Raw genomic sequence first — 19,528 nt, 5'->3', positions numbered from 1 at the left:
CGGCGCGGCGCTGGTGGATCAGTAGGTCGCGGTCTTGCCGGCGGTTTCGGCCGTGGCTGCCAGGGCGACGTTCAACTTGGGGTCGATCTGCCACGTTTCGCTGACGATCTTGCCTTCGCGGTAGGTCAGCACGTAGCGCACCTTGATGGGCATCTTGCCTTCGAAGACGACGTTGGCGGAGACCGTCGAGCCCTTGGGGTTGGCCGATTCTTCGATGGAGCCGATGGTGAGCTTCAGCGGGCCGACGGCCTTGCCGAACTTTTCCCAGGTGCCGCGGATGGCGTCGGTGGTGGCGTAGGTGCCGTCCAGCGGGCCGCCGACCCAGTTCAGCTGGGCCTGGTCGGCGTAGGCGCGCATCACGATCTGGGTGTCGCCCGAAGCGATGGCCTGGAAGTGCGTGCGGGCGTCGTCGGAAGGGGCGGCGAAGGCGCTGCCAGCGGCAAGCGTCAGGGCAGTGGCAGCAAAGGCGAATGTCTTGAACATGGAGGGCTCCGTTGAAGGCTTGATGTGAAGTGAGGGGTGGTCGGTGGTGGATGAAGGGTCCATGAGGTCCCGACACAAGGGCAGACGGCGCCGGCAGGCGGTCTATTCCGGCCCACGCAAAAACTTTTTCTGTCACGCCATCGGCAGTTGACCCGCCCGACACGCTCCACCAATTGCTCCGATGAAGCGAACCCTGACCTTCCTGCTGCTGGCCAGCTTGTTCACCGCCGCGACCGGTGCGCTGGCGCAAGGCATCACCGACCCCATTGGCGACCTACTGCCCACGTACATCGGTCCGCAGAACGGCGACGTGGATGTGGCGAGCGCGTTCGCCGGCTACGACCCGGCCAGCGACACCTTCAGCTTCTCGGGCACCTTTGCCGACGCCCTCGGCACCACGGCGGGCGCCTTCTAGTTGCGGGGCCTGGACCGCGGTGTCGGCACCGAAGGTTTCGTGAGCGGCAGCCCATCGGTCGGCCAGCGCATGAAGTTCGACGCCGCCGTGTTCCTGTGGCCCGACGGCATGGCTCGCGTGATCACCTTCGTGGGGTTGGTAGGCACGGGCGTCGAACTCGGGGCTGGTACTGCCACTATTGCCGGCGGCTGCGCGCCTCAGGGCGCCAGCCGCTGACCGTCTTGCGCGAACACCACCCCGCCGGCGTAGTGCGCGGTGATCGACGCCTTCACAGCGTCACGCTGCGCGTCGAGCGCGGGCGACAAGTGGCTCAGCAGCAGCTGGCCGGCGCGCACCGCATCGGCCACTTCGCCGATTGCCTTGGGCGGCGTGTGCAACGTGTACAGCACGTCGGGGGAGCCGGGTGGGTCGAGCACCACGCTGTTGAAGACCAGCAGGCTGGTGCCTTGGGCGATTCGCCGCAGACCCGCCAGCCCGCTGGCGTCGATGTCGCCGCTGAAGGTGATGCTCTTGCCGGCGTGGTCGATGCGGTAGACGACGGCCGGCGCGTCGCGGTGGTGGCCGGCCACGGCGCTGATGCGCAGGCCGCCTTCATCAAACAAGGTGCGCACCTCGGGCAGCGCCGCCGCCGTGGCGGGTGCGTCGATGTCGGTCACTTGAAAGCGCAGCGGCGTTGAGAAGTCCTTCAGGTAGCCGAAGGCGCCCTGCTTGCCGAACAAGAGGTCAATGAAGCGGCTGGTGGCCGGGAAGTCGGCATCGTCGGCATCGAGCGCACGCCGCCCGGCCGGCCCGAAGATCTTGAAATCGACCGGCCCGCGGTTGGACACCGCACGGGCCTTAAAGAGGCCTGGCAGTCCACCGGCATGGTCCACATGAAGGTGCGTCAGCAGCACGATGTCGGCCCGACCCAGCGCCAGCTTGGCTTCACCCAGGCGCACGAAAGATCCCGGGCCGGCGTCGACGAAAACACGCGCCACGCCATCCACCAACACCACGAAGGCCGAGCCCGCGCGGCCGGTGGCACCCGGGCCGCCCGAGCCCAGCACCACGAGTTCCAGCGCCGGCGGGGCGGCCGTCTGGGCCTGAGCTGCGAACGCGGCGGGCAGCGTGCACATGGCCAGACAAAGTGCCGCCAAGCGGCGCCGGCAGGGGTTGGCCAGAGTTTTCATTCGATCCTTTGTGCGGGCGGGGCGACAACGGGGCGAACCGGAAGCGGCAAGCCCCCGGCTCGGTCGTGCGGTGCGCCGGTTCTCTGACAGTTCCCGGTTTTCAGTACGCCGCCACCGCCTGCGCAGCGGCCACCGTGGCGACGATTCGCTGCCCGGCACGCTCGACCTTGGAGATGCTCAGGTCCTCGTTCAGCACGTAGGCCGTCTTGGCGTCGCGCGTGAACACGATGGCCTGGCGCGGCTGCTTGAAGCCGGCGATGGTGGCCACCACCTTCAGCGTGGCCACGTCGATCACCGACACCGTGTTATCGGCCAGATTGCCCGAGTAGATGAAGCGGCCGTCCGGCGTGAGCGCAGCGCCGTAGGGGTCGCGGCCCACCGGCACGGTACTGGTGACGCGGCGCGCGGCGATGTCCACCACCGCGATGTCGTTGCTGCCGCTGTTGGCCGCAAACAGGGTCTTGCCGTCGGCGGTGACCGAGATGGCGCGGATCTTGTTGAAGCCCGCGATCTCGCCCTCGATCTTGTCGGTCTGCGTGTCGACGATGGTGACCTTATCGCCCAGGAAGTTGGTGACGTAGAGCTTTGCGCCGTCCGGGCTCAGGCGCACGCCCTGGCGCGGCTGCGCAAAGCCGGTGATCACGGCCTTGGCCTGCCCGCTGGCGGTGTCCAGTCGCGTCACGGTGCTGCTGGCCTGGTTGTTGACGTACAGCGCGCTGCCGTCCTTGCTGAGCGCGGTGCCGAAGGCGCCGGGGCCGGCCGCCAGCGTCGACGCGGTGGCCAGCGGCTTGAGCGTGGTGGTGTCCAGGCGCGTCACCGTGCCCAGGCTGCTGTCGGAGACATAGAAGCTCTTGCCGTCGGGCGCGAAGACGATGTTGCGCGGCGTGACGTAGCCGCGCAGCACACCGCGCACGGCGCCGGTGACCAGGTCGTAGACGATGACATCGGGCCGTTCGCTGTAGGACACGACGGCCGTGGCCTCGTCGGGGCTCAGGGCCAGCGAGTTGTTGCGGATCTGGCCGTCGAAGGTGACGCGGGCCGGGGTTGCTTCGGCGGCGCCTGCGGGCAGGGTGGCCGTCACGAGGACGAAGGTGCTGCACAAGGCCAGCGCGGTGGTGCGGAAGAAGGTATTCATGGGATGTCTTTCGGAGAGTGTTGAGAAAAGAGGGAAAGGCTTGCTGTGGTGGACGAGGAGAGCCCGTGGTTTATTCCGTCGGGCCGTGAATTCGAGGCTTCAGCCGAGCAGGGCCGGTACCCAGCGGTTGATCAAGGCACCGCCGACGATGAGCCAGCCGAACAGGATCAGCGCCAGCAACAGCGGCTTGGCACCGGCCTTGCGGATGGCGCCGATGTGCGTGGACAGGCCGAGTGCGGCCATGGCCATGGCCAGCAGCGCGGTGTCGATCTCGGTGGTCACCGCCACCACCGAGGCCGGCAGCCACTGCAGCGAATTGAACAACACCACCGCGACGAAGCCGAAGGCGAACCAGGGCACGGCGAGCTTGCCTGGGGCCTGGCCCGTGGCGGCGGAAGTGTGGGCGTGGCGTTTGTCGTCACGTGCCAGCCAGGCCGACAACATCACCAGGAACGGCGCCAGCATCATCACCCGCACCATCTTCGCGATGACGGCCGAGTTGGCCGCGTCCGGGCCCACCGAACGCGCCGCGGCCACCACCTGGGCTACCTCGTGGATGGTCGAGCCGGCGTAGACGCCGAAGCCGTTGGCGCCACCCGGAATCAGCGCCCAGTGCTGGTTCAGCTCGAACAGCGCCGGGTACAGAAAGATCGCCAGCGTGCCGAACACCACCACCGTGGCCACCGCCACCGTGACCTGCTCGGCTCGCGCCTTGACCACCGGTTCGGCAGCCATCACCGCGGCGGCGCCGCAGATGGAGCTGCCGGCGCCGATCAGCATCGCCGTCTTGCGGTCCAGGCCCAACCAGCGCGTGCCGATGAAGCAGGCCAGCGCGAAGGTCGAGCCCAGCACCAGCGCGTCGATGGCGACGCCGGCGATGCCGACGTGGCCGATGTCCTGCACCGTCAGCCGCAGGCCGTACAGCACGACCCCCAGGCGCAGCAGGTTCTGCTTGGACACGTTGACGCCGGCACCGCTGGCCGCGGCCAGGCGCGGCACCAGCGGATAGACCGTGTTGCCCACCAGCATGCCCAACACGATGGCCAGCGTCAGCGCACTGAAGCCGTGGTCCTGCAGCCAGCCGATGTGGCCCAGCGCGATGCCGGTCGCGGCCAGGGCGCCGCTCAAGGCGAGGCCGGGCAGCAGGGCTGCCAACTGCAAGCGCAACCGCGCTGCCCGGTGGCCGGCTGACGGGCCAGGGCTGGCTTGTGAGGTCGACAGCGCGTGCATCACGCCAGCACCCAGATCAAGGCGATGCCGGCGCACAGCAGCACGGCCGCCATCGGCACTGCGACCGGCATCCAGCGCAGCACCTGCGGGTCGATGCTGCTGTCGGCGGCCAAGGTGGTCGAGACGGCATGGGCCACGTCGCGGGTCGGCCCCATGAAGCCCGCCACTGGCCGCCGGGCAGCAACCCATTGAAGGGCATGCAGTGCCTGTGGGGCCAGCGGGCCGGGTGCTGCGGGGCGTGGGGTTGTTCGTTCAAGGGTCAGCATGTCGGGCTCCAGATGCCGGTGGTGGCGCGGCGGGCCGCCGCCCCGTGATCGAGCGGCCAGGCAAATTTAGAGCTTGGCAATCAACCCGTCCAACGGGTTGTATGACTAAGATGTACCTGCGAAATCGATAACAACGGCAATCACCGTGGACGTGCTTCGACTCACCCTGCGTCAGCTGCAGATTTTTGTCGCCGTGGCGCGCAGCGGCAGCACCACGGCGGCCAGCGCTGAGATAGCGCTGTCGCAATCGGCCACCAGTTCGGCCGTCAACGAGCTGGAACGCCTGCTGTCGCTGCGCCTGTTCGACCGCGCCGGCAAACGCCTGCTGTTGAACGACAACGGCCGCGCGCTGTTGCCGCGGGCTTTGGCTTTGCTCGACGGCGCCGCAGGCATCGAGCAGATGTCGCGCGACGGCAGCGCGCAGGCGCAGTCGCTGCGCATCGGCGCCAGCACGACGATTGGCAACTACGTGTTGCCCAAGCTGCTCGCTGGCTTCATGGGGGCACAGCAGCCCGGCAGCGCCGCCGCCTGGCGGTCGAAGGTCGTTATCGGGAACACCGCCGCCATCTGCGATGCCGTGACCGCTTTCGAACTCGACGTGGGGCTGATCGAGGGGCCCAGCCACCAGCCGGAGCTGGTGGTCACCCCCTGGCTGCAAGACGAGATGGTGGTCGTGGCTGCGCCCGACAGTGCGCTGGCCCGGTCGAGTACGGCAGGCGAGCGCATTCCCCTGCGCACGCTGCGTGAGGCGGTCTGGCTGGTTCGCGAAACGGGCTCTGGCACGCGCGAGGCCACCGACCAGAGCTTGCTGCCCCACCTGCGTTCTTACCGGCGCAGCATCGAGCTAGGCAGTTCGGAAGCCATCCAGCGTGCCGCTCAGGAAGGGTTGGGGGTGGCTTGCCTGTCCGCCTGGGTAGTGAACGATGCGCTGGAAGCTGGACGTCTGTGCCGCGTCTCCACGACATTGCCGCGGCAGCTTCGGCAATGTCATCTGGTTGTGCATCGTGAGAAGCAGTCGACGCCCGCGTTGCTGGCGTTCATCGCCCAGGCAGATGCGACCGCTGGGGCTGCCCGCTAACGTCCCGGCCCCGCTTCGCATGTCGAAGGTTCAGCCCTCGGCGACACGCGATTACCCTTCAGCTAGCTAGGCGCCGACGCCCGCTCCGCCCACCTGCCCATTGATCGAAGCTTTGATGCAATGAGCTGGTCTGGGTAATCGACGTCCGCTTCCGGACGCACCACCCAACGGCTGCTTGTGGCCGAGAGCGCCAGTTCGCAATCTCACAACCCTACGCTCACCTCGGTATAGCGGTACCTCGGCGTTGCTTCTGTTTCGAGTGCCCAACATCAGTCACCGTTCTCCGCGCTGCAAGTTTCACGGCGCTGTCACCTCAGCGTCACGTCAAAGGCAGCGCGCTTCGCCCGCTCTACTGCTCGGCAAACTCATACTGGCCGCCGGCCTCGGGTGTCTGCTCGCTCGCATAGCGCCGGGTACGACCTGGCCAATCGCTGCCATCGCGAGGCCTGCATCAACGATCTTCGGCCCATCCGGTGCGGGGACCGGCGCCACCCAAACGCCGCCCAGGCTCCAGCCGTAGCTGTCGGTCTTCGGCGCTCCAGCCTGGCCCAGCGCTGGAACGTCAACGCAGCCAGCGCCCAGCGCGCACGCTCGCCATAGGCCTGGCGCCGCTCTGGGGCATCGATGCCCGACAGTCGAACCTGACTTACAGATACGCCCCAGGCGCGTCGCAGCGGGCCGCCAAGGTGTCGCCATCGCTCACCCCACCACGAGGCACACCCGGGCCTACCCGAACGCCTGGGCCCCGGGGCATGCCATGACAGCCGCCGCCAGGATTTGTCGCCAGGCCTTCACGCTGGCGGCCGAGCGCGCTTGGCGGTCGGCGGGATCGGCGCAGCCACTGCCACCAGCATTTCCGCCGGGTACTGCTGCATGAAGTCCATGGAGCGCTCGGGCGGCGCGTCGAGCCAGGCGTCGTGCAGGATCACGACCATCCGCTTCTCGTCGTCCGGCTTGTGGAAGTTTTTCATCAGCGCGTGGTTGTCGGCGTTGACGGTCAGCATGGTGAAGCTGCCAAGACACCGCCGTCCGGCGCCCGCCAGCCCGTCCACAAGCCGGCGATGCCCATGGGCTTGCCGTCGGCACGGCTGATCCGCGTGGGCACCGCCTTGCCGCTGCGCCAGTCGGGTTCGTAGATCGCCTCGGCCGGGATGAGGCAGTGCTGCCCGCGGCGCCAGGCGTCGCGAAAGCTCGGCTTCTCGCGCACCGTCTCTGACCTGGCGTTGTACGTGCGCCGTGCGGCCACCAACGCCGCCTTGGCGTCGAGCGCCTTGGTCCAGTGCGGGACCAGCCCAAACCCACCGCCAGCTGCCTCGCGTGCCGGCACCGCGTCGTCGCCGCTTCCCCATTCCTTGGGCCGGCGGAGAAAGATCGACTCGTAGCCCGGCCACACGTCGAACTTGACGCCGGCCGGCATGATAACGCCGAAGTGTTCGGCCAGCCGCTTCGGATCGGAGACGCCTTCGTAGTGAGAACACATGGCGAGATCGTACGGCGCCCGCCTATACTGGATGTGTGAACAGTGTTGATCTGCCCTGCCCTCCCGTCCTGGTCGGCACCCCGGTGCTGCTGCCGCTGGCCGGGTGCGGCGTGCAGGCCGGGTTCCCGTCACCAGCCGACGATTTCTTGGTGCAGCGGATCGACCTCACACGGGAACTGATCACCCACCCGCAGGCCACCTTTTTGCTGCGCGTCTCTGGCGAAAGCATGCGCGATGCCGGCATCTTCGATGGCGACATGCTGGTGGTGGACAAGGCCGTAAAGCCCAGGCACGGGCACGTCGTGGTGGCTGTCGTCGATGGCGAATTCACGGTCAAGTTCCTGTACCAGCGCGCCGGACGCATCAAGCTCCGGCCGGCGAACCCTACCTTCCCCGACATCACGCCGCGCGAGGGCCAGACCATGGAAGTCTGGGGCGTGGTGACCGCCAGCATCAAGCGCTTCACGTGAGGCCGACATGTATGCGCTGGTGGACGGGAACAACCCCTATGTGAGCTGCGAGCGGGTGTTCCGGCCCAGCCTGCAGGGCCGACCGGTCGTGGTGCTGTCCAACAACGACGGCTGCGCCATCGCCCGGTCGAACGAGGCCAAGGCCCTGGGCATCAAGATGGGCGCGCCCTGGTTTCAGATCCGCCACATGGAGGACTCCGAGGGGCTGGTGTCGCTGTCGGCGAACTTCACGCTGTACGGCGACATGAGCGACCGCATGATGAGCCTGGCGGCCGGGCTCGGCCCGACGCAGGAGATTTACAGCATCGACGAAAGCTTCATCGGCTTGGCCGGCGTGCGGGGCGATCTGGTGGAGCGCGGCCGCCGCGTGCGGGCGCGCATCCTGGCCTGGACCGGCGTGCCGTGCGGCATCGGCATCGGCAGCACCAAGACGCTGGCCAAGCTCGCGAACCACATTGCCAAGACCGCAGAGCGCAAGCCAGGCTCGTACCCGCCCGATCTGGCCCAGGTCTGCAACCTGGCGGCGCTGCCTGTGGCAGGCCTGCACGCAGTGCTGGATGCCACCGAGGTCGGCGAGGTTTGGGGCGTGGGCCGCAATATCGGCGCAGCGCTGCAGGAGGCCGGCGTGCGCACGGTGCTGGACTTGGTGCGCAGCGACCCTGCCACAATCCGGCGCCGCTGGGGCGTGGTGCTGGAGCGCACCGTGCGCGAGCTGCAGGGCATGCCGTGCGTGGGCCTGGACGACGCACCGGCACCGAAGAAGGAGATCGCCTGCACGCGGTCCTTCGGCCGACCGATGACGGACATCGAACCGCTCATCGAGGCCGTGAGCGAGTTTGTCGGGCGGGCAGCGGAGAAGCTGCGCAGGCAGGACGGGCACGCGGGCCAGGTGCTGGTGTTCGCGCACACGTCGCCCCATCGGCCCGGGCCGCGCTTCCATCGCAGCTGATCGTGCCGCTGCGCCGGCCCACTGCGGACACGCCCGCCCTGGTGCGCGCCGCGGTGGCTGGGGTGCACCAGATCTTCGAGTCGGGCTACGAGCTGATCAAGGCCGGGGTGATGCTGCTGGACCTGACGCCAGCCAGCCGCGTGCAGCACGAGCTGGACCTGGAGGACGACGCAGCCGACCCGACGCGCGCGCGGCTGATGTCTGCCATGGACGCACTGAACGGGCGATATGGCAAGGGCACCGTGCACGCAGCCAGCACCGGCGTCAACGACCACCGCCGCGAGTGGGGCATGCGGCAGGAACGCAGGACGCCGAACTACACCACCGACTGGCGCGAAGTGCCGGTGGCTCGGGCGTAGGGCGTACGTGCGTGCACCTCCCTAGCGCCTATGCTGAGCATCCACCACCGGCGACCGTGAGGGCATGGACATGAGCACAGACATCGAGGCGTTGACGTTTTAACAAGCTGCGGCCGCCGGCCTGGATCTGGACAGGCGTCATCCCGTGGACCACTAGAGGCTCGTGCCGATCCTCACTGGCGAGCAAGCATTCATGTCCGCGCAGGCAGCGGACGCCGGCGGCCGGCACGCCGCCATGGTTGAGCAGCTCAGTGATTCGACGGAGCGCATGGCTGCCAGCCCCTGAGGTTCGCGGGCTCGTGGCCTGGGTCGCGCTCCAGTGCGCCCGCTCGGCAGCGCAGCCGCATGAGGCGCCAGGCGACGCCATCACGGCCGCGTTCGAATGGACCGACTGGTGTCACGGACTAGGCCAAGGCAATGTCGTCCATATGCGCGTGCGGCTCATCGGAGCGCCGCAACTGACCATCGGCCGGCGAGCGCTCGCAAGGGCACGGGTCAGCGACGTGATCCTGCGCGAACGGAAGACCTCAGACGATGCATTCGTTGCCGACAACGCCAGGCTCGCGACGGCTCTAGGAGGGCGCGGCGAAAGGGGTTCTGCAGTTGGCCATGACCGGAGCACTCAACGGCGCGCGCCGGTGGGCGTGCGCCCCAGATTCATCTTCACCAGGGGCCCGTTCCGACACACCCGGCCTATGGCTATCGACATTTGGATTGCGTATGCTTCGGCCCCTACATGGACTGGACTTCCGGATGATGATGAAGTGAGTTCGGGAAGCCCTCAAGCGGGGGCTTCCACACCGAGGTCAACGGCTGGGATGCGGCGAAGCCAGGCCTTCCCAACGCGTCTTCGACGGGGTAGGCTTGTTGCACGCACGAATCTCTGTCCATCACCTCGATGTATGCCCACGGAAGTTCGACCATCTAAGCGCCGCTCGGACCTGTACGTGTCCGCTGCCCAATCGACCGCGCTGCTACGGTCTGGCCTGCAGCACCGTCGTGATCGGCTGGAAGCCGCCGACATGATCACCATCGACGCCGCAGCCGTGCTTGCAGGAACAAGCGGCATGACGATCCACGCCTGGATCAACGCGGGGCGCTGCATTGGCGTTCCGAACCTTCCCAGTGGCTTCATGTTGCCACGCTGGCAGTTCGAGCCCGGCATCTGGCAGCTGCTACAGCGATTGGCCAAGTGTCTGGGTACGAATGACGGCTGGCAGTTGCTCTCTTTCATGGAAACGCCTTCCATGGCCTTGGACGGCACGACTCCACGCACGGCACTGGAGCAAGGAGTTCCAGGTGACCGCATCTTGGCGCTGGCAACGGCTCAGGCTCACTGAACGATTGCTTGGGAAACAGGAAAGCCGATGCCACCGTCGCGATACCACGATGTTGCCCTCCATGCAGGCGCAGATTCCATTCCGGTCGAGTGGTTACGCCAGGGCCTGCTCGTCAACTCCGGCGAGTTGAGCCACGCCTGGGGGACGAGTCTTCGGTCGTTCAACCAGTCATGCGCGCGCAACGCGCTGTTTCGTCTGAAGATTGGTAAGGACCACCTGTACCCCGCCGTCTTTGCGAGCCTTCCTGCGGAGTCCGTGCAGCGCATCAATCTGGCGCTTCAAGGCGACGACGCGGTCGGCAAGTTCATCTTTTGGCACCGCAAGCATGGTGGTCTCGGCGGGCGTGCCGTGAGCCAGGCGCTCAAAGAGGACATGCTCGACCGCGTGATCGAACTGGCTATGGGCTGGTCGGAAGAGCGCGGCTTCGGTCCCGTCATTCCGCATCCCTGATCTAGGACCCTTCCAGCACCTTCTGCCAATCAACCAGGGGGGTGGGTTCGGTCGGGGATCGGGGGCCTTGAGTTGGGCCGGAAGGTCGGCTGCTGGTTTCATTGATCTGCTCATGTAACGGCTATTGCTGCAAGGCAGGCCTGAGGCGTCACCTCAGGAAAACAGATCTCGCACGCGGGCAAAAACATGGCCGGACTCAGCCGCGTGTCGCACCTTCCGGGAAATCACGTGGTTGATGGGATCGCTCGCTCCAATGCGTCATTGAGTCGGCCGCGGTTTGCGGACTGGATATTTCCATTTACCCCAGTGGCCGAGAATGCGGGCGTGGCGCGCCCCCAGCGACTCGCGAAGGCCGGTTGGGGAACAGGAAGTCATCCGACCTCGGTCCAGCCTGTTGATCCACGCCGACGGTGCCGCTCGCACGGCGGCTGTGATCTCGAACTGGACCGGGCGCTGCGTCGTGTGCTGCATGACGATGGTCCGCGCGGCAACTTGGTCGCTGTGGCACACGTCGCGGACCTTCAGACCAACAAGGACGCACCCGCGCAGTTTGCTGTCGATGCCAACGTTCGACAGGCCAGCTCACGGCCCGGCCTTCCATCTGGAGCCGGGGCGCGCAGCGCCCAGATGCTCGCAACTTGAACGGTGCTTTCTGTCGCAATCGCTTTTGTTCCTCAGTTGGTGGTGGATGCACTGCTGGCAGTTTCCATGCTGGTCTCCCATCGAGTTGAGGGCCTTGTAGAGCGCGTGTGCGGCAGCTGTCGTCGCGAGTTGCCACGTCCGACAAGCAGGGATAAAGGCTGCATTCAACCATCGCGGTGGGTAGGCGCTCTTGGCCATCAGCAGTCGTTGCGCCCGCGGCGGTGAATGTCGGGTCAAGACTGAATCCGGAAGTCCACCAACTTCCGCTTCGAGGTGCCTCAAATCACATTGCTTTCGCGAATCAGCCCGGACTCTATTGTCTGAACTTGAGGAGATAAAGTTAGGGAAGGTCTGCGCAATGCGCTTTGAGATGTGCTGATGCGACCTGATCGAGCCGATTCGCAAACTGAGCCAGTCGCGCGGCGGCCTTGGGGGCCTTGCATACCTGCTTTGCGGCCGTTTGGCCGTTTGCAGGCGCACTCATGCCTGCACTCCCATCAGAGTTCGCCGCGCCATCCACAGGTTGGACAGCGCGAACAGCGGGTGCAGTTGCGCGGTGTTCTTCGCCAGCCCGCAGTAGCGCACCTTGACGTGGCCGAACTGGCGCTTGATCACCCGGAACGGATGCTCGACCTTGGCCCGGATGCTGGCCTTGATGCGTTCGAGCCGGTCGGTCAGGTCCTCGACCAGTTTGGTCTTGTCCAGCAGCTTGCGTTTGCCCGGGCGCATGGCGATGTTCCAGCGCACGCCGTCCTTGGCGTCAGGTCGCTTGGCCGTGCCCTGGTAGCCGGCATCGCCCCAGGCTTCGGTTTCCTCGCCGTGCAGCAAGGTGTTGGCTTCGACAACATCGTTCACGCTGCCGGCTGTTCCCCGCACGGTGTGCACCAGGCCCGAGTCGGCATCCACGCCGATGTGGGCTTTCATGCCGAAGAACCATTGCTGACCCTTTTGGCTCTGCTTCATCTGCGGGTCACGCTCGCCCGAGGCGTTCTTGGTCGAACTGGGCGCGGCAATCAGCGTGGCATCGACCACCGTGCCGGCGCGCAGCAGCAGGCCCTTGGCGCCCAGCAATTCGTTGACCAGCGCCAGGATCTGCGGGGCCAACTTGTGTTCTTCCAGCAAGCGGCGGAACCGAAGAATCGTCGTCTCGTCAGGCACGGCGGTGTCCCAGTTCAGCCCTGCGAATTCACGGAACAGCGGCACGTCGCGCAGCGCCTCTTCCATGGCCGGATCGCTCAGCGTGAACCACTGCTACTGAGATGGACCCGACGCCACCTTCGCCGCAAACTGGGCGTCCTTCACAACTTGCTACCGGGGGCTCATCATGGACGTAGACATTCTGGGCATCGACTTGGCCAAGCGCGTGTTCCAGTTGCACGGTGCCGATCGTCGCGGTCGTGCACTGCATCGAGCCAAGGTCACTCGATCGGAGTTGCTGGAATCCGTCCGGCGACTTCATCCACGAACCATCGCAATGGAGGCCTGCAGTTCGGCGCACCATTGGGCAAGACAGTTCCAAGCCATCGGCATCGAGGTCAAACTGGTCAGTCCTCACTACGTCAAACCCTTCGTCAAAACGAACAAGAACGATCGCAATGATGCTGAGGCGATCGTCGAGGCGGCTTGAACCGCCCCGGTTTTCGCGGAGGCTCAACACTCTGAGAGGATTGAGCCATGAGCAAGTCGAACAAGTTCTCGCCCGAGGTGCGCGAGCGCGCGGTGAGGATGGTGCAGGAGCAGCGTGGTGAGTACCCATCGCTGTGGGCGGCCATCGAGTCCATCGCCCCCAAGATTGGCTGCGTGCCGCAGACGCTGAACGAATGGGTCAAGCGCGCCGAGGTCGATGCCGGCGGGCGTGAAGGCGTGACCAGCAGCGAAGCGCAACGGATGAAGGAGCTGGAGCGCGAGGTAAAGGAGCTGCGCCGGGCCAACGAGATATTGAAGCTGGCCAGCGCGTTTTTCGCGCAGGCGGAGCTCGACCGCCGACTGAAGTCGTGAAGGCCTTCATCGACAAGCACCGCGATGCCTTCGGGGTCGAGCCGCTCTGCAAGGTTCTGCAGGTCGCCCCGTCGGCGTATTGGCGCCATGCTGCGCTGCTGCGCAAGCCCGACAGGCGCTGTGCCCGCGCCAAACGCGACGAGATGCTGATACCGCAGATTCAGCGCGTCTGGCAGGCCAACATGCAGGTCTACGGTGCCGACAAGGTGTGGCGCCAACTGGCGCGCGAAGGCACTGCCGTGGCCCGCTGCACGGTCGAGCGACTGATGCGCCGCATGGGGCTGCGCGGCGTGATGCGCGGCAAGGTCGTGCGCACCACCATCAGTGATGCCAAGGCTCCGTGCCCACTGGACCGGGTCAACCGGCAGTTCCGTGCCGAGCGGCCCAACCAGTTGTGGGTCAGCGACTTCACCTACGTTCCCACGTGGCAGGGCTGGTTGTACGTGGCCTTCGTCATCGACGTGTTCGCCCGGCGCATTGTGGGCTGGCGAGTCAGCAGCTCGATGCGCACGGACCTCGTGCTCGATGCGCTGGAGCAGGCCTTGTACGCCCGCCAGCCCGAGCGCGATGGCAGCTTGGTCTGCCACTCCGACAGGGGGTCGCAATACGTCAGCATCCGCTACACCGAGCGACTGGCCGAAGCCGGCATCGAGCCGTCCGTGGGCAGCAAGGGCGACAGCTACGACAACGCTCTGGCCAAGACCATCAACGGCCTGTACAAGGCCGAGCTGATTCACCGCCGGGCGCCATGGAAAACCAGGGAAGCCGTCGAGTTCGCCACGCTCGAATGGGTCTCCTGGTTCAACCACCAACGCCTGCTCGAACCCATCGGCTACATCCCGCCAGCGGAAGCCGAGGCAAACTACTACCGGCAACTCGCCAGTCAGACCACCGCGGTGGAGGCCTGACTTAAACCAAACAGCCTCCGCGGAAACCGGGGCGGTTCAAATAGATCCTGCAGTGCAGTGACCGCACGGCGCCCCAAAACTGCAAGCGGCAGCCCTTAAGTAAACCAAGAAATGCGCTTTATCTCAGACGGACCTTCGCTCCCCGATGATTTGCTGATCGCCCACGATGCCGGCGACGTCCTGTTCTTCTGCGGCGCAGGAGTCTCCTTCGCACAGGCAAGGCTGCCCGACTTCGCAACTCTGGCTGAGTCCGTTCTCAACTCGCTGGGATCCGCTTCCGAGAGTCCGGCTCGCAGGGTGTTCGAAGCCTCAAGAAAGTTCGAGGAAGAGACGAAACTCCGAGGCTTGGTCGCGACCGATCGCGTCTTCGGCATGCTGGAGCGCGAGTTCGATCCCCGCGACGTTCGGTCGGCGGTTGCAGCTGCGCTCAAGCCGAAAAACGGCGTGAGTCTTGCGGCCCATCGCATCCTGCTCGACCTGTCGACAAGCCCCACCGGATCGACCCGATTGGTGACCACGAACTTCGACCGCCTCTTCGAGCAATGCGACCCCGGACTGAAGCACTACAGTCCGCCGAGCCTGCCGGATCCCCTGAGACCGCGCGACTTCAACGGCGTGATCCACCTCCATGGTTGTGTTGACCACGCGTACCGCCATGCCATCGATGACGAATTGGTGCTTTCGAGTGCCGACTTTGGGCATGCGTACCTTTCCGACGGATGGGCCGTCCGCTACATCCAAAGGCTGCTGCAACGCTTCACCATCGTCTTCGTGGGCTACTCGGCCGACGATCCACCGGTCCAGTACTTGTTGGAAGCCCTGAACCGCTTCTCGCGAAGTGCCCATCGCATGTATGCCTTTCAGGAGGGGGTTGCCGAGCGGGCCCTTGCTCAGTGGTCGCACAAAGGCGTCGTGCCCATTCCCTTCGACGCATCGAACAACTTCGGCGCGTTGTGGAACACGTTGCTCGCATGGTCACAACGGGCCGTCGACACGGAAGGATGGCACCGAAAGACGCTTGACTTGGCGAGGGACGGACCGACATCGTTGACACCAGTTCAACGTGGGCAGTTCGTTCACTTGCTTCGGACGGAGCTTGGCACGAGCCTCCTTGCCCAAGCAATGAAACCTCCGCCAGCGGAATGGTTGATCTCCGTAAGTTGCGGTGCATTTGCGCTCGAGGTTACGAACGTCGGCGGCCGACCGGCCGAGGACGATGCGGAGCCCCTGCTGGACTTCAAGCCTGACGAAGCCGAAACCGACGACCTGCTTCCGGCGGCGCTTGCACGTCGTCCACAAGAGGCTTTCGAAGAGCGGTTCGACGCAAGCCTGGAACCCGCTGTGGCTGCGGATGGCCATTGCGCAACTGGTATCCACCTAAAGGGACCGCACTCGATCCAGCCCCCGTCCCTTTCGCCACGCTTGCTTCGTATCTCCGAGTGGATCGCCTCCGTCGCCCCACAGCCTGCAGCCTTGTGGTGGGCCAGCCGTCAGATTGCACTGCATCCCACAGCCGTGGCGCTTGTCGAACGAGAGTTGCGGTACCACAGAGAACGCTTCACGCCCGCGATTCGCGGAGGATGGCGACTGCTGCTGCAGGCGTGGCAGCAAACCACTGCGCAGCCTCCCTTCGACCGATACGACATCCAACGAGAAGCTGACTCAGACGGCTGGAGCCGAGCGCTCGTTCGCCAAGCCATAGCGCTGTTCCGACCGCGAATCGAAGTTCAGAATCACCGTTCTAACAGACCCCCTGGCGTTGCGTCGGTTGACAGTGGGGACCCGGTTGTGGATTTCGACGTCGAGTACCCGCGTCCGCCCGAGCCGTTTGAATTTCCAGACGCTCAGTTGCCATACGCGCTTGAGCAGCTGCGGCAAACGCTCCAATACGCGGTAGACCTGGAGCGGGACGTAAATCCGACTGGGTCATTGTTCTTCGATACCGTGAGGACCAACGACGGCTCGCCGCTCGACGAAGACGGGCATGGCTTGACCGGCCCACTCGCCACATTCGTCAACATGATGCGCAGACTGATGACCGTGGATTCGCAACAGGCGCGCAAGGAAGCGACCATGTGGGCGGGCAGGTCGGACGCGCTTTTCACGCACTTGCGAATTTGGGCCTTTGGCCAACAGCAACTTTGCTCTGGCGTGGAGGCTGCCGAACAGACCATGGAGCTGTGCCGAGCGGCATTCTGGGAAGACCTACATGAGCGGGATCTGTTGATCTCTCTGCGCGACCGCTGGGCTGAATTCACCGAAGCACAGCGTCGCGCGATCGAAGGACGTCTCATCGACGAACCGCAGCCGTACGACGGCATGCCCGACGAGTCGAACTTCGTCGCTCATCAGCGGCTGAACAGGCTGCATTGGCTTATGCGTCATGGTGCCAAGCTGTCCGCAGACTCCTTTGTACGACTTGAAGAACTGCGAAGACAGGCGCCGCGGTGGACCGATGACGCTTTGGAAACCGTGGCCCAGCCACGTTTCGGCCAGGTCTACGCCATCACGACCGATTTCTCACCCGCTGAGCTGACTGCGCTTCCCCTAGGGCGAATCCTTGAGGAAGATCTTCAGGCACAGCGGCGCGACGCGTGGTCAAAAGTCCAGAAACATCCGTTCCCAGGGCTAGCTCAAGAACGGCTTCCTCGCGCCCTCGTGGCGCTCACCGACGCGAAGAGGAAAGGTCAATTCCCAGATCAGGCATGGAACGTGGTCTTGCAGTCGGACGGCCCGGACGCCTCCAACTGCCGTGTGCTCCACGTGATTTCATGGCGGCTGTCGCGACTTACGCAACAGCACCTGGCGGAGATCTCTCACTCCGTGACGCAGTGGATGTTCCGCCATGCGAAGCAACTCGTGACCAGCCAACCGGAGGCGTTCGAGGCCCTGTGGAAGGCGATGCTGCGCGCACTGGCATTGGAGACCGCGATGCCGTCCGATACGTCTTGGCAGTGGAGTCAACATGCTTCGAATCGGCCCGCCGGCAAGCTGGTCGAGGTGGCCTCCATCGCGGCGGGCCTGACGTCAATTTCACCTGGTCAAACCCTTCCGACATCGTGGAAGCTGCGCATGCAGCAGCTTGTTGCGCTGCCCATTGCGCGCCGACCCTACGCCATCGCGGCGTTGACTCGCCTGCTGCCACGGCTGCATCAAGCGGAGCCAGAGTGGACGTGCGAGCTACTTCACCGCTTCGCCGAGCGATCAGGTCCCGACGGAGAGGCCTTCTGGGCGGGCTTCGCTGCCTCGCCCTCGCTTCCTGCGCCCGAGCTGTTCGGCGCACTGTGGCCTCATCTTGCCAAGCTACCTGCAAGCGAGACGCTCGAACGCCGCCTGGTAGAGAAGCTTGCCGCCACCCTGCTCAACCAGTGGCTGGAAGATAAGCCTGAGGCGTCGCATGCTCTCCTCTCGAGCACGCAGCTTCGCGACGTGCTGATTCGAGCTCGCAACAGCTTTCGCGTGGCGGTGCTCCGTCAGCTTCGCCGCTGGGCCGCTCGGCACAACGACGCGAAGGCCGGAGTGCTTAGGTTCCTCAAGGACGCTTGGCCGAAGCAGTTGACGGCCAGGTCACCGACGGCCTCTCAGGAATTGATCGAGCTTGCGCTTTCCGTGCCGGATCTCTATTCGGCCATCATGGACGTTGTTCTTCCTGCCCTCGTGCCCGTCGCGGATCCCTATCGGGTCGTCATGCCCCTGAAGACAAGCGTGTCACTTGCTCGGCAGTATCCGGCAACCATGCTCTCCATGTTGTCGGTCGCGCTCGCAGGTCACCGCTTGAGCCCAACTCCCGAACTGTCCGCGGTCCTATTGGCACTTCAATCATGCCCCGAAGTTCTACTGGATTCACAGCTATCAGAGTTGTTCCGGCGTTCGCAGATTCGTACGGCCTAGGCCTCGCTTAGGACATCCTGGTGCAGTGGAATCCCTGCCTTTGAGGGGCAAGCGCCTGTCCTTCTTGAGGGCCAACTGCTGCATTGGCTGCACGTGACCGAAACGTGAAACCGCGAATTAGCGCCAGAGCTTAACGCGGCGGCGCGGCGTCGAACTGAAAGCGCTTCCCGGTGTCGCGCATGGCCCCGCCCCGGCGTTCATTCCACACGGACCTGGCAATTTGCAGCGTCCTGCAGTAGAGCCAGCCGGCTGCCTGGAGGCCTGCCCCCTCTACCGCTGACCCCCTTGGCAGTGCACCACCATCTCCAACCTGCCTTGCCCAACCGCAACGCCGGTAGCTGGCCGGGCCATGCGCTGGTGACGCCGGAGGCTAGTTGCTGCCGTTGAAGACCGTCACATTAAGGACCTGCGGGTCGGCGCTGAACATGATGCCATGGGGCGTATGATCCACGGTGACGGTGTCCAGCGCCCGGGGCGCCGCTGGCTCAAATCGATCAGGCTGATGGTGTCGGCGTCCCCCTGCCGAAACCCAGGCTGATCACGCAGGGCCGCCCGTTGGTGGACGTCGAAGTCATATTGACCCATCCTGGCATAGACCTCGCGCGCTTCGCGCGTCGCCGTCTCGCACACCACCTTAAGCAGCCAGCCGGTTGACTAGTTCACCGACCCCCATTTGGCGCCGGGTCCGCGGCTCATACGGGCCAACTCATTAAGTGCGACGTAAGAGGGCAAGAAAGCTCAGAAGCTGTAGAGGCAGCCTACGTCCTGGATCGCGCGTCGGGGGGAACTTGCGCGCTCGCCTGCAGGATTTAGGGCCGCCGTCTATGTCCGAAGCTGAACTCCTACGACGAACTTCAGCTGGGCTGCCCGAAGGAAGGAAGTGTACTTCTTGCTGATGGCGGCACCACGATGAGCGGACGTCCCACTCGAAGCTCACGATTCTCCTCTCGAAGCGTATATACCTCTTCCAAGAGATTAAGCTCGCGTTCCAAGGATTCGTCGAGAAGGGCTGAAAGCCTCTTCACCTCCTTTTTTAAATCTTGAGACGGCTCTGTTCTTCCCGCATCCTCAAAATTTACCGGTTCCACCGATGCAGCATCGATTTCCTTGATGAGATCCGCGTAGTCCTTGCGACTGCGTTTGATCGATCCGGCCCCGCTACCGGCCTCGCGGGCGACCGAGTCCAGATTGATAGGCCCGCCGCGAGTCACGAGTCTCGCCAATGCAAGCCTGTACTTTTCAACCTGTAATTTCGCCGGCATTAT

At 65.0% G+C, this 19,528-nt stretch carries 16 protein-coding genes, 3 pseudogenes and 1 other annotated feature; of the genes and pseudogenes, 10 read left to right on the top strand and 9 right to left on the bottom strand.

Annotated features, from left to right (window positions below):
* Window positions 1-18: 18 nt before the first annotated feature.
* A complete protein-coding gene (locus DES41_RS26470; protein ID WP_004306473.1) occupies window positions 19-483 on the bottom strand; it encodes a nuclear transport factor 2 family protein in 465 nt (154 codons plus the stop codon).
* A gap of 181 nt (window positions 484-664) precedes the next feature.
* Here DES41_RS26470 and DES41_RS26465 point away from each other — a divergent pair, with 181 nt between their 5' ends.
* On the top strand, window positions 665-898 hold the full coding sequence (locus DES41_RS26465; protein ID WP_004306475.1) for a hypothetical protein: 234 nt from the start codon (window positions 665-667) through the stop codon (window positions 896-898).
* A 39-nt stretch (window positions 899-937) separates the two neighbouring features.
* On the top strand, window positions 938-1,114 hold the full coding sequence (locus DES41_RS38510; RefSeq protein WP_156466619.1) for a hypothetical protein: 177 nt from the start codon (window positions 938-940) through the stop codon (window positions 1,112-1,114).
* Here DES41_RS38510 and DES41_RS26455 read toward each other — a convergent pair.
* The 4 genes from DES41_RS26455 to DES41_RS38505 all read right to left on the bottom strand — a co-directional run bounded on the left by DES41_RS26455 (window position 1,096) and on the right by DES41_RS38505 (window position 4,587).
* Complete coding sequence (locus tag DES41_RS26455; protein WP_211333083.1) at window positions 1,096-2,034, bottom strand: MBL fold metallo-hydrolase; 939 nt, start codon at window positions 2,032-2,034, stop codon at window positions 1,096-1,098. The two genes, DES41_RS38510 and DES41_RS26455, sit on opposite strands and share 19 nt — an antisense overlap.
* 133 nt (window positions 2,035-2,167) lie before the next feature.
* Window positions 2,168-3,202: a beta-propeller fold lactonase family protein gene (locus DES41_RS26450; RefSeq protein ID WP_004306481.1), complete on the bottom strand. Its 1,035-nt coding sequence runs from the start codon at window positions 3,200-3,202 to the stop codon at window positions 2,168-2,170.
* A gap of 99 nt (window positions 3,203-3,301) precedes the next feature.
* Window positions 3,302-4,369: a YeiH family putative sulfate export transporter gene (locus tag DES41_RS26445; RefSeq protein ID WP_004306484.1), complete on the bottom strand. Its 1,068-nt coding sequence runs from the start codon at window positions 4,367-4,369 to the stop codon at window positions 3,302-3,304.
* 62 nt (window positions 4,370-4,431) lie between these two features.
* The gene (locus DES41_RS38505; protein WP_156147846.1) at window positions 4,432-4,587 is read right to left on the bottom strand and encodes a hypothetical protein; all 156 of its coding nucleotides are present in this window, start codon (window positions 4,585-4,587) and stop codon (window positions 4,432-4,434) included.
* Between the two features lie 256 nt (window positions 4,588-4,843).
* On the opposite strand from DES41_RS38505, the gene DES41_RS26440 reads away from it, so the two are divergent.
* Window positions 4,844-5,776, top strand: a complete 933-nt coding sequence (locus DES41_RS26440) for a LysR family transcriptional regulator (RefSeq protein WP_004306488.1) — start codon at window positions 4,844-4,846, stop codon at window positions 5,774-5,776.
* Between the two features lie 791 nt (window positions 5,777-6,567).
* Here DES41_RS26440 and DES41_RS39765 read toward each other — a convergent pair.
* Window positions 6,568-6,780 carry a hypothetical protein gene (locus DES41_RS39765; RefSeq protein ID WP_342769690.1) on the bottom strand — a complete coding sequence of 71 codons (213 nt, stop codon included), beginning with the start codon at window positions 6,778-6,780 and terminating at the stop codon, window positions 6,568-6,570.
* The gene (locus tag DES41_RS26430) at window positions 6,774-7,256 is read right to left on the bottom strand and encodes an SOS response-associated peptidase (RefSeq protein WP_342769689.1); all 483 of its coding nucleotides are present in this window, start codon (window positions 7,254-7,256) and stop codon (window positions 6,774-6,776) included. Before DES41_RS26430 ends, DES41_RS39765 begins: the two co-directional genes overlap by 7 nt.
* Before the next feature lie 83 nt (window positions 7,257-7,339).
* On the opposite strand from DES41_RS26430, the gene DES41_RS26425 reads away from it, so the two are divergent.
* The 4 genes and pseudogenes from DES41_RS26425 (at window position 7,340) to DES41_RS26410 (ending at window position 10,824) form a co-directional block, all read left to right on the top strand.
* On the top strand, window positions 7,340-7,726 hold the full coding sequence (locus DES41_RS26425) for a LexA family protein (RefSeq protein ID WP_245965877.1): 387 nt from the start codon (window positions 7,340-7,342) through the stop codon (window positions 7,724-7,726).
* 7 nt (window positions 7,727-7,733) lie between these two features.
* Window positions 7,734-9,034 (top strand): annotated as a pseudogene (locus DES41_RS26420) (Y-family DNA polymerase).
* 1,022 nt (window positions 9,035-10,056) lie between these two features.
* On the top strand, window positions 10,057-10,374 hold the full coding sequence (locus DES41_RS26415; RefSeq protein WP_114470604.1) for a hypothetical protein: 318 nt from the start codon (window positions 10,057-10,059) through the stop codon (window positions 10,372-10,374).
* 27 nt (window positions 10,375-10,401) lie between these two features.
* Window positions 10,402-10,824 (top strand): hypothetical protein, encoded by a 423-nt coding sequence (locus DES41_RS26410; RefSeq protein WP_114470602.1) that lies wholly within the window; start codon window positions 10,402-10,404, stop codon window positions 10,822-10,824.
* 1,122 nt (window positions 10,825-11,946) lie between these two features.
* Here the strand turns inward: DES41_RS26410 and DES41_RS26405 are convergent.
* Window positions 11,947-12,717 (bottom strand): annotated as a pseudogene (locus tag DES41_RS26405) (IS5 family transposase); the annotation flags it as partial.
* A 73-nt stretch (window positions 12,718-12,790) separates the two neighbouring features.
* On the opposite strand from DES41_RS26405, the pseudogene DES41_RS26400 reads away from it, so the two are divergent.
* The 3 genes and pseudogenes from DES41_RS26400 to DES41_RS26390 all read left to right on the top strand — a co-directional run.
* Window positions 12,791-13,090 (top strand): annotated as a pseudogene (locus tag DES41_RS26400) (IS110 family transposase); the annotation flags it as partial.
* A 50-nt stretch (window positions 13,091-13,140) separates the two neighbouring features.
* Window positions 13,141-14,372, top strand: a protein-coding gene (locus DES41_RS26395; protein WP_114470600.1) for an IS3 family transposase whose coding sequence is annotated in 2 segments (ribosomal slippage) — window positions 13,141-13,429 and window positions 13,429-14,372 — 1,233 coding nt in all. Because the reading frame shifts where the segments join, the coding sequence is not laid out codon by codon here.
* Window positions 13,419-13,535, top strand: a sequence feature (AL1L pseudoknot). Its footprint overlaps the gene before it by 117 nt.
* A gap of 150 nt (window positions 14,373-14,522) precedes the next feature.
* The gene (locus DES41_RS26390; RefSeq protein WP_211333082.1) at window positions 14,523-18,263 is read left to right on the top strand and encodes an SIR2 family protein; all 3,741 of its coding nucleotides are present in this window, start codon (window positions 14,523-14,525) and stop codon (window positions 18,261-18,263) included.
* An 854-nt stretch (window positions 18,264-19,117) separates the two neighbouring features.
* On the opposite strand, the gene DES41_RS26385 is transcribed toward DES41_RS26390, so the two are convergent.
* A complete protein-coding gene (locus DES41_RS26385; protein WP_211333081.1) occupies window positions 19,118-19,525 on the bottom strand; it encodes a hypothetical protein in 408 nt (135 codons plus the stop codon).
* Between the last annotated feature and the right edge of the window lie 3 nt (window positions 19,526-19,528).

Origin of the sequence: Pseudorhodoferax soli (genome assembly GCF_003337555.1) — a bacterium.
Classification (GTDB): Bacteria; Pseudomonadota; Gammaproteobacteria; order Burkholderiales; family Burkholderiaceae_C; genus Pseudorhodoferax; species Pseudorhodoferax soli.
Note: the sequence above shows the minus strand (reverse complement) of the source record. Positions and strands in the feature narration are given on the sequence as shown.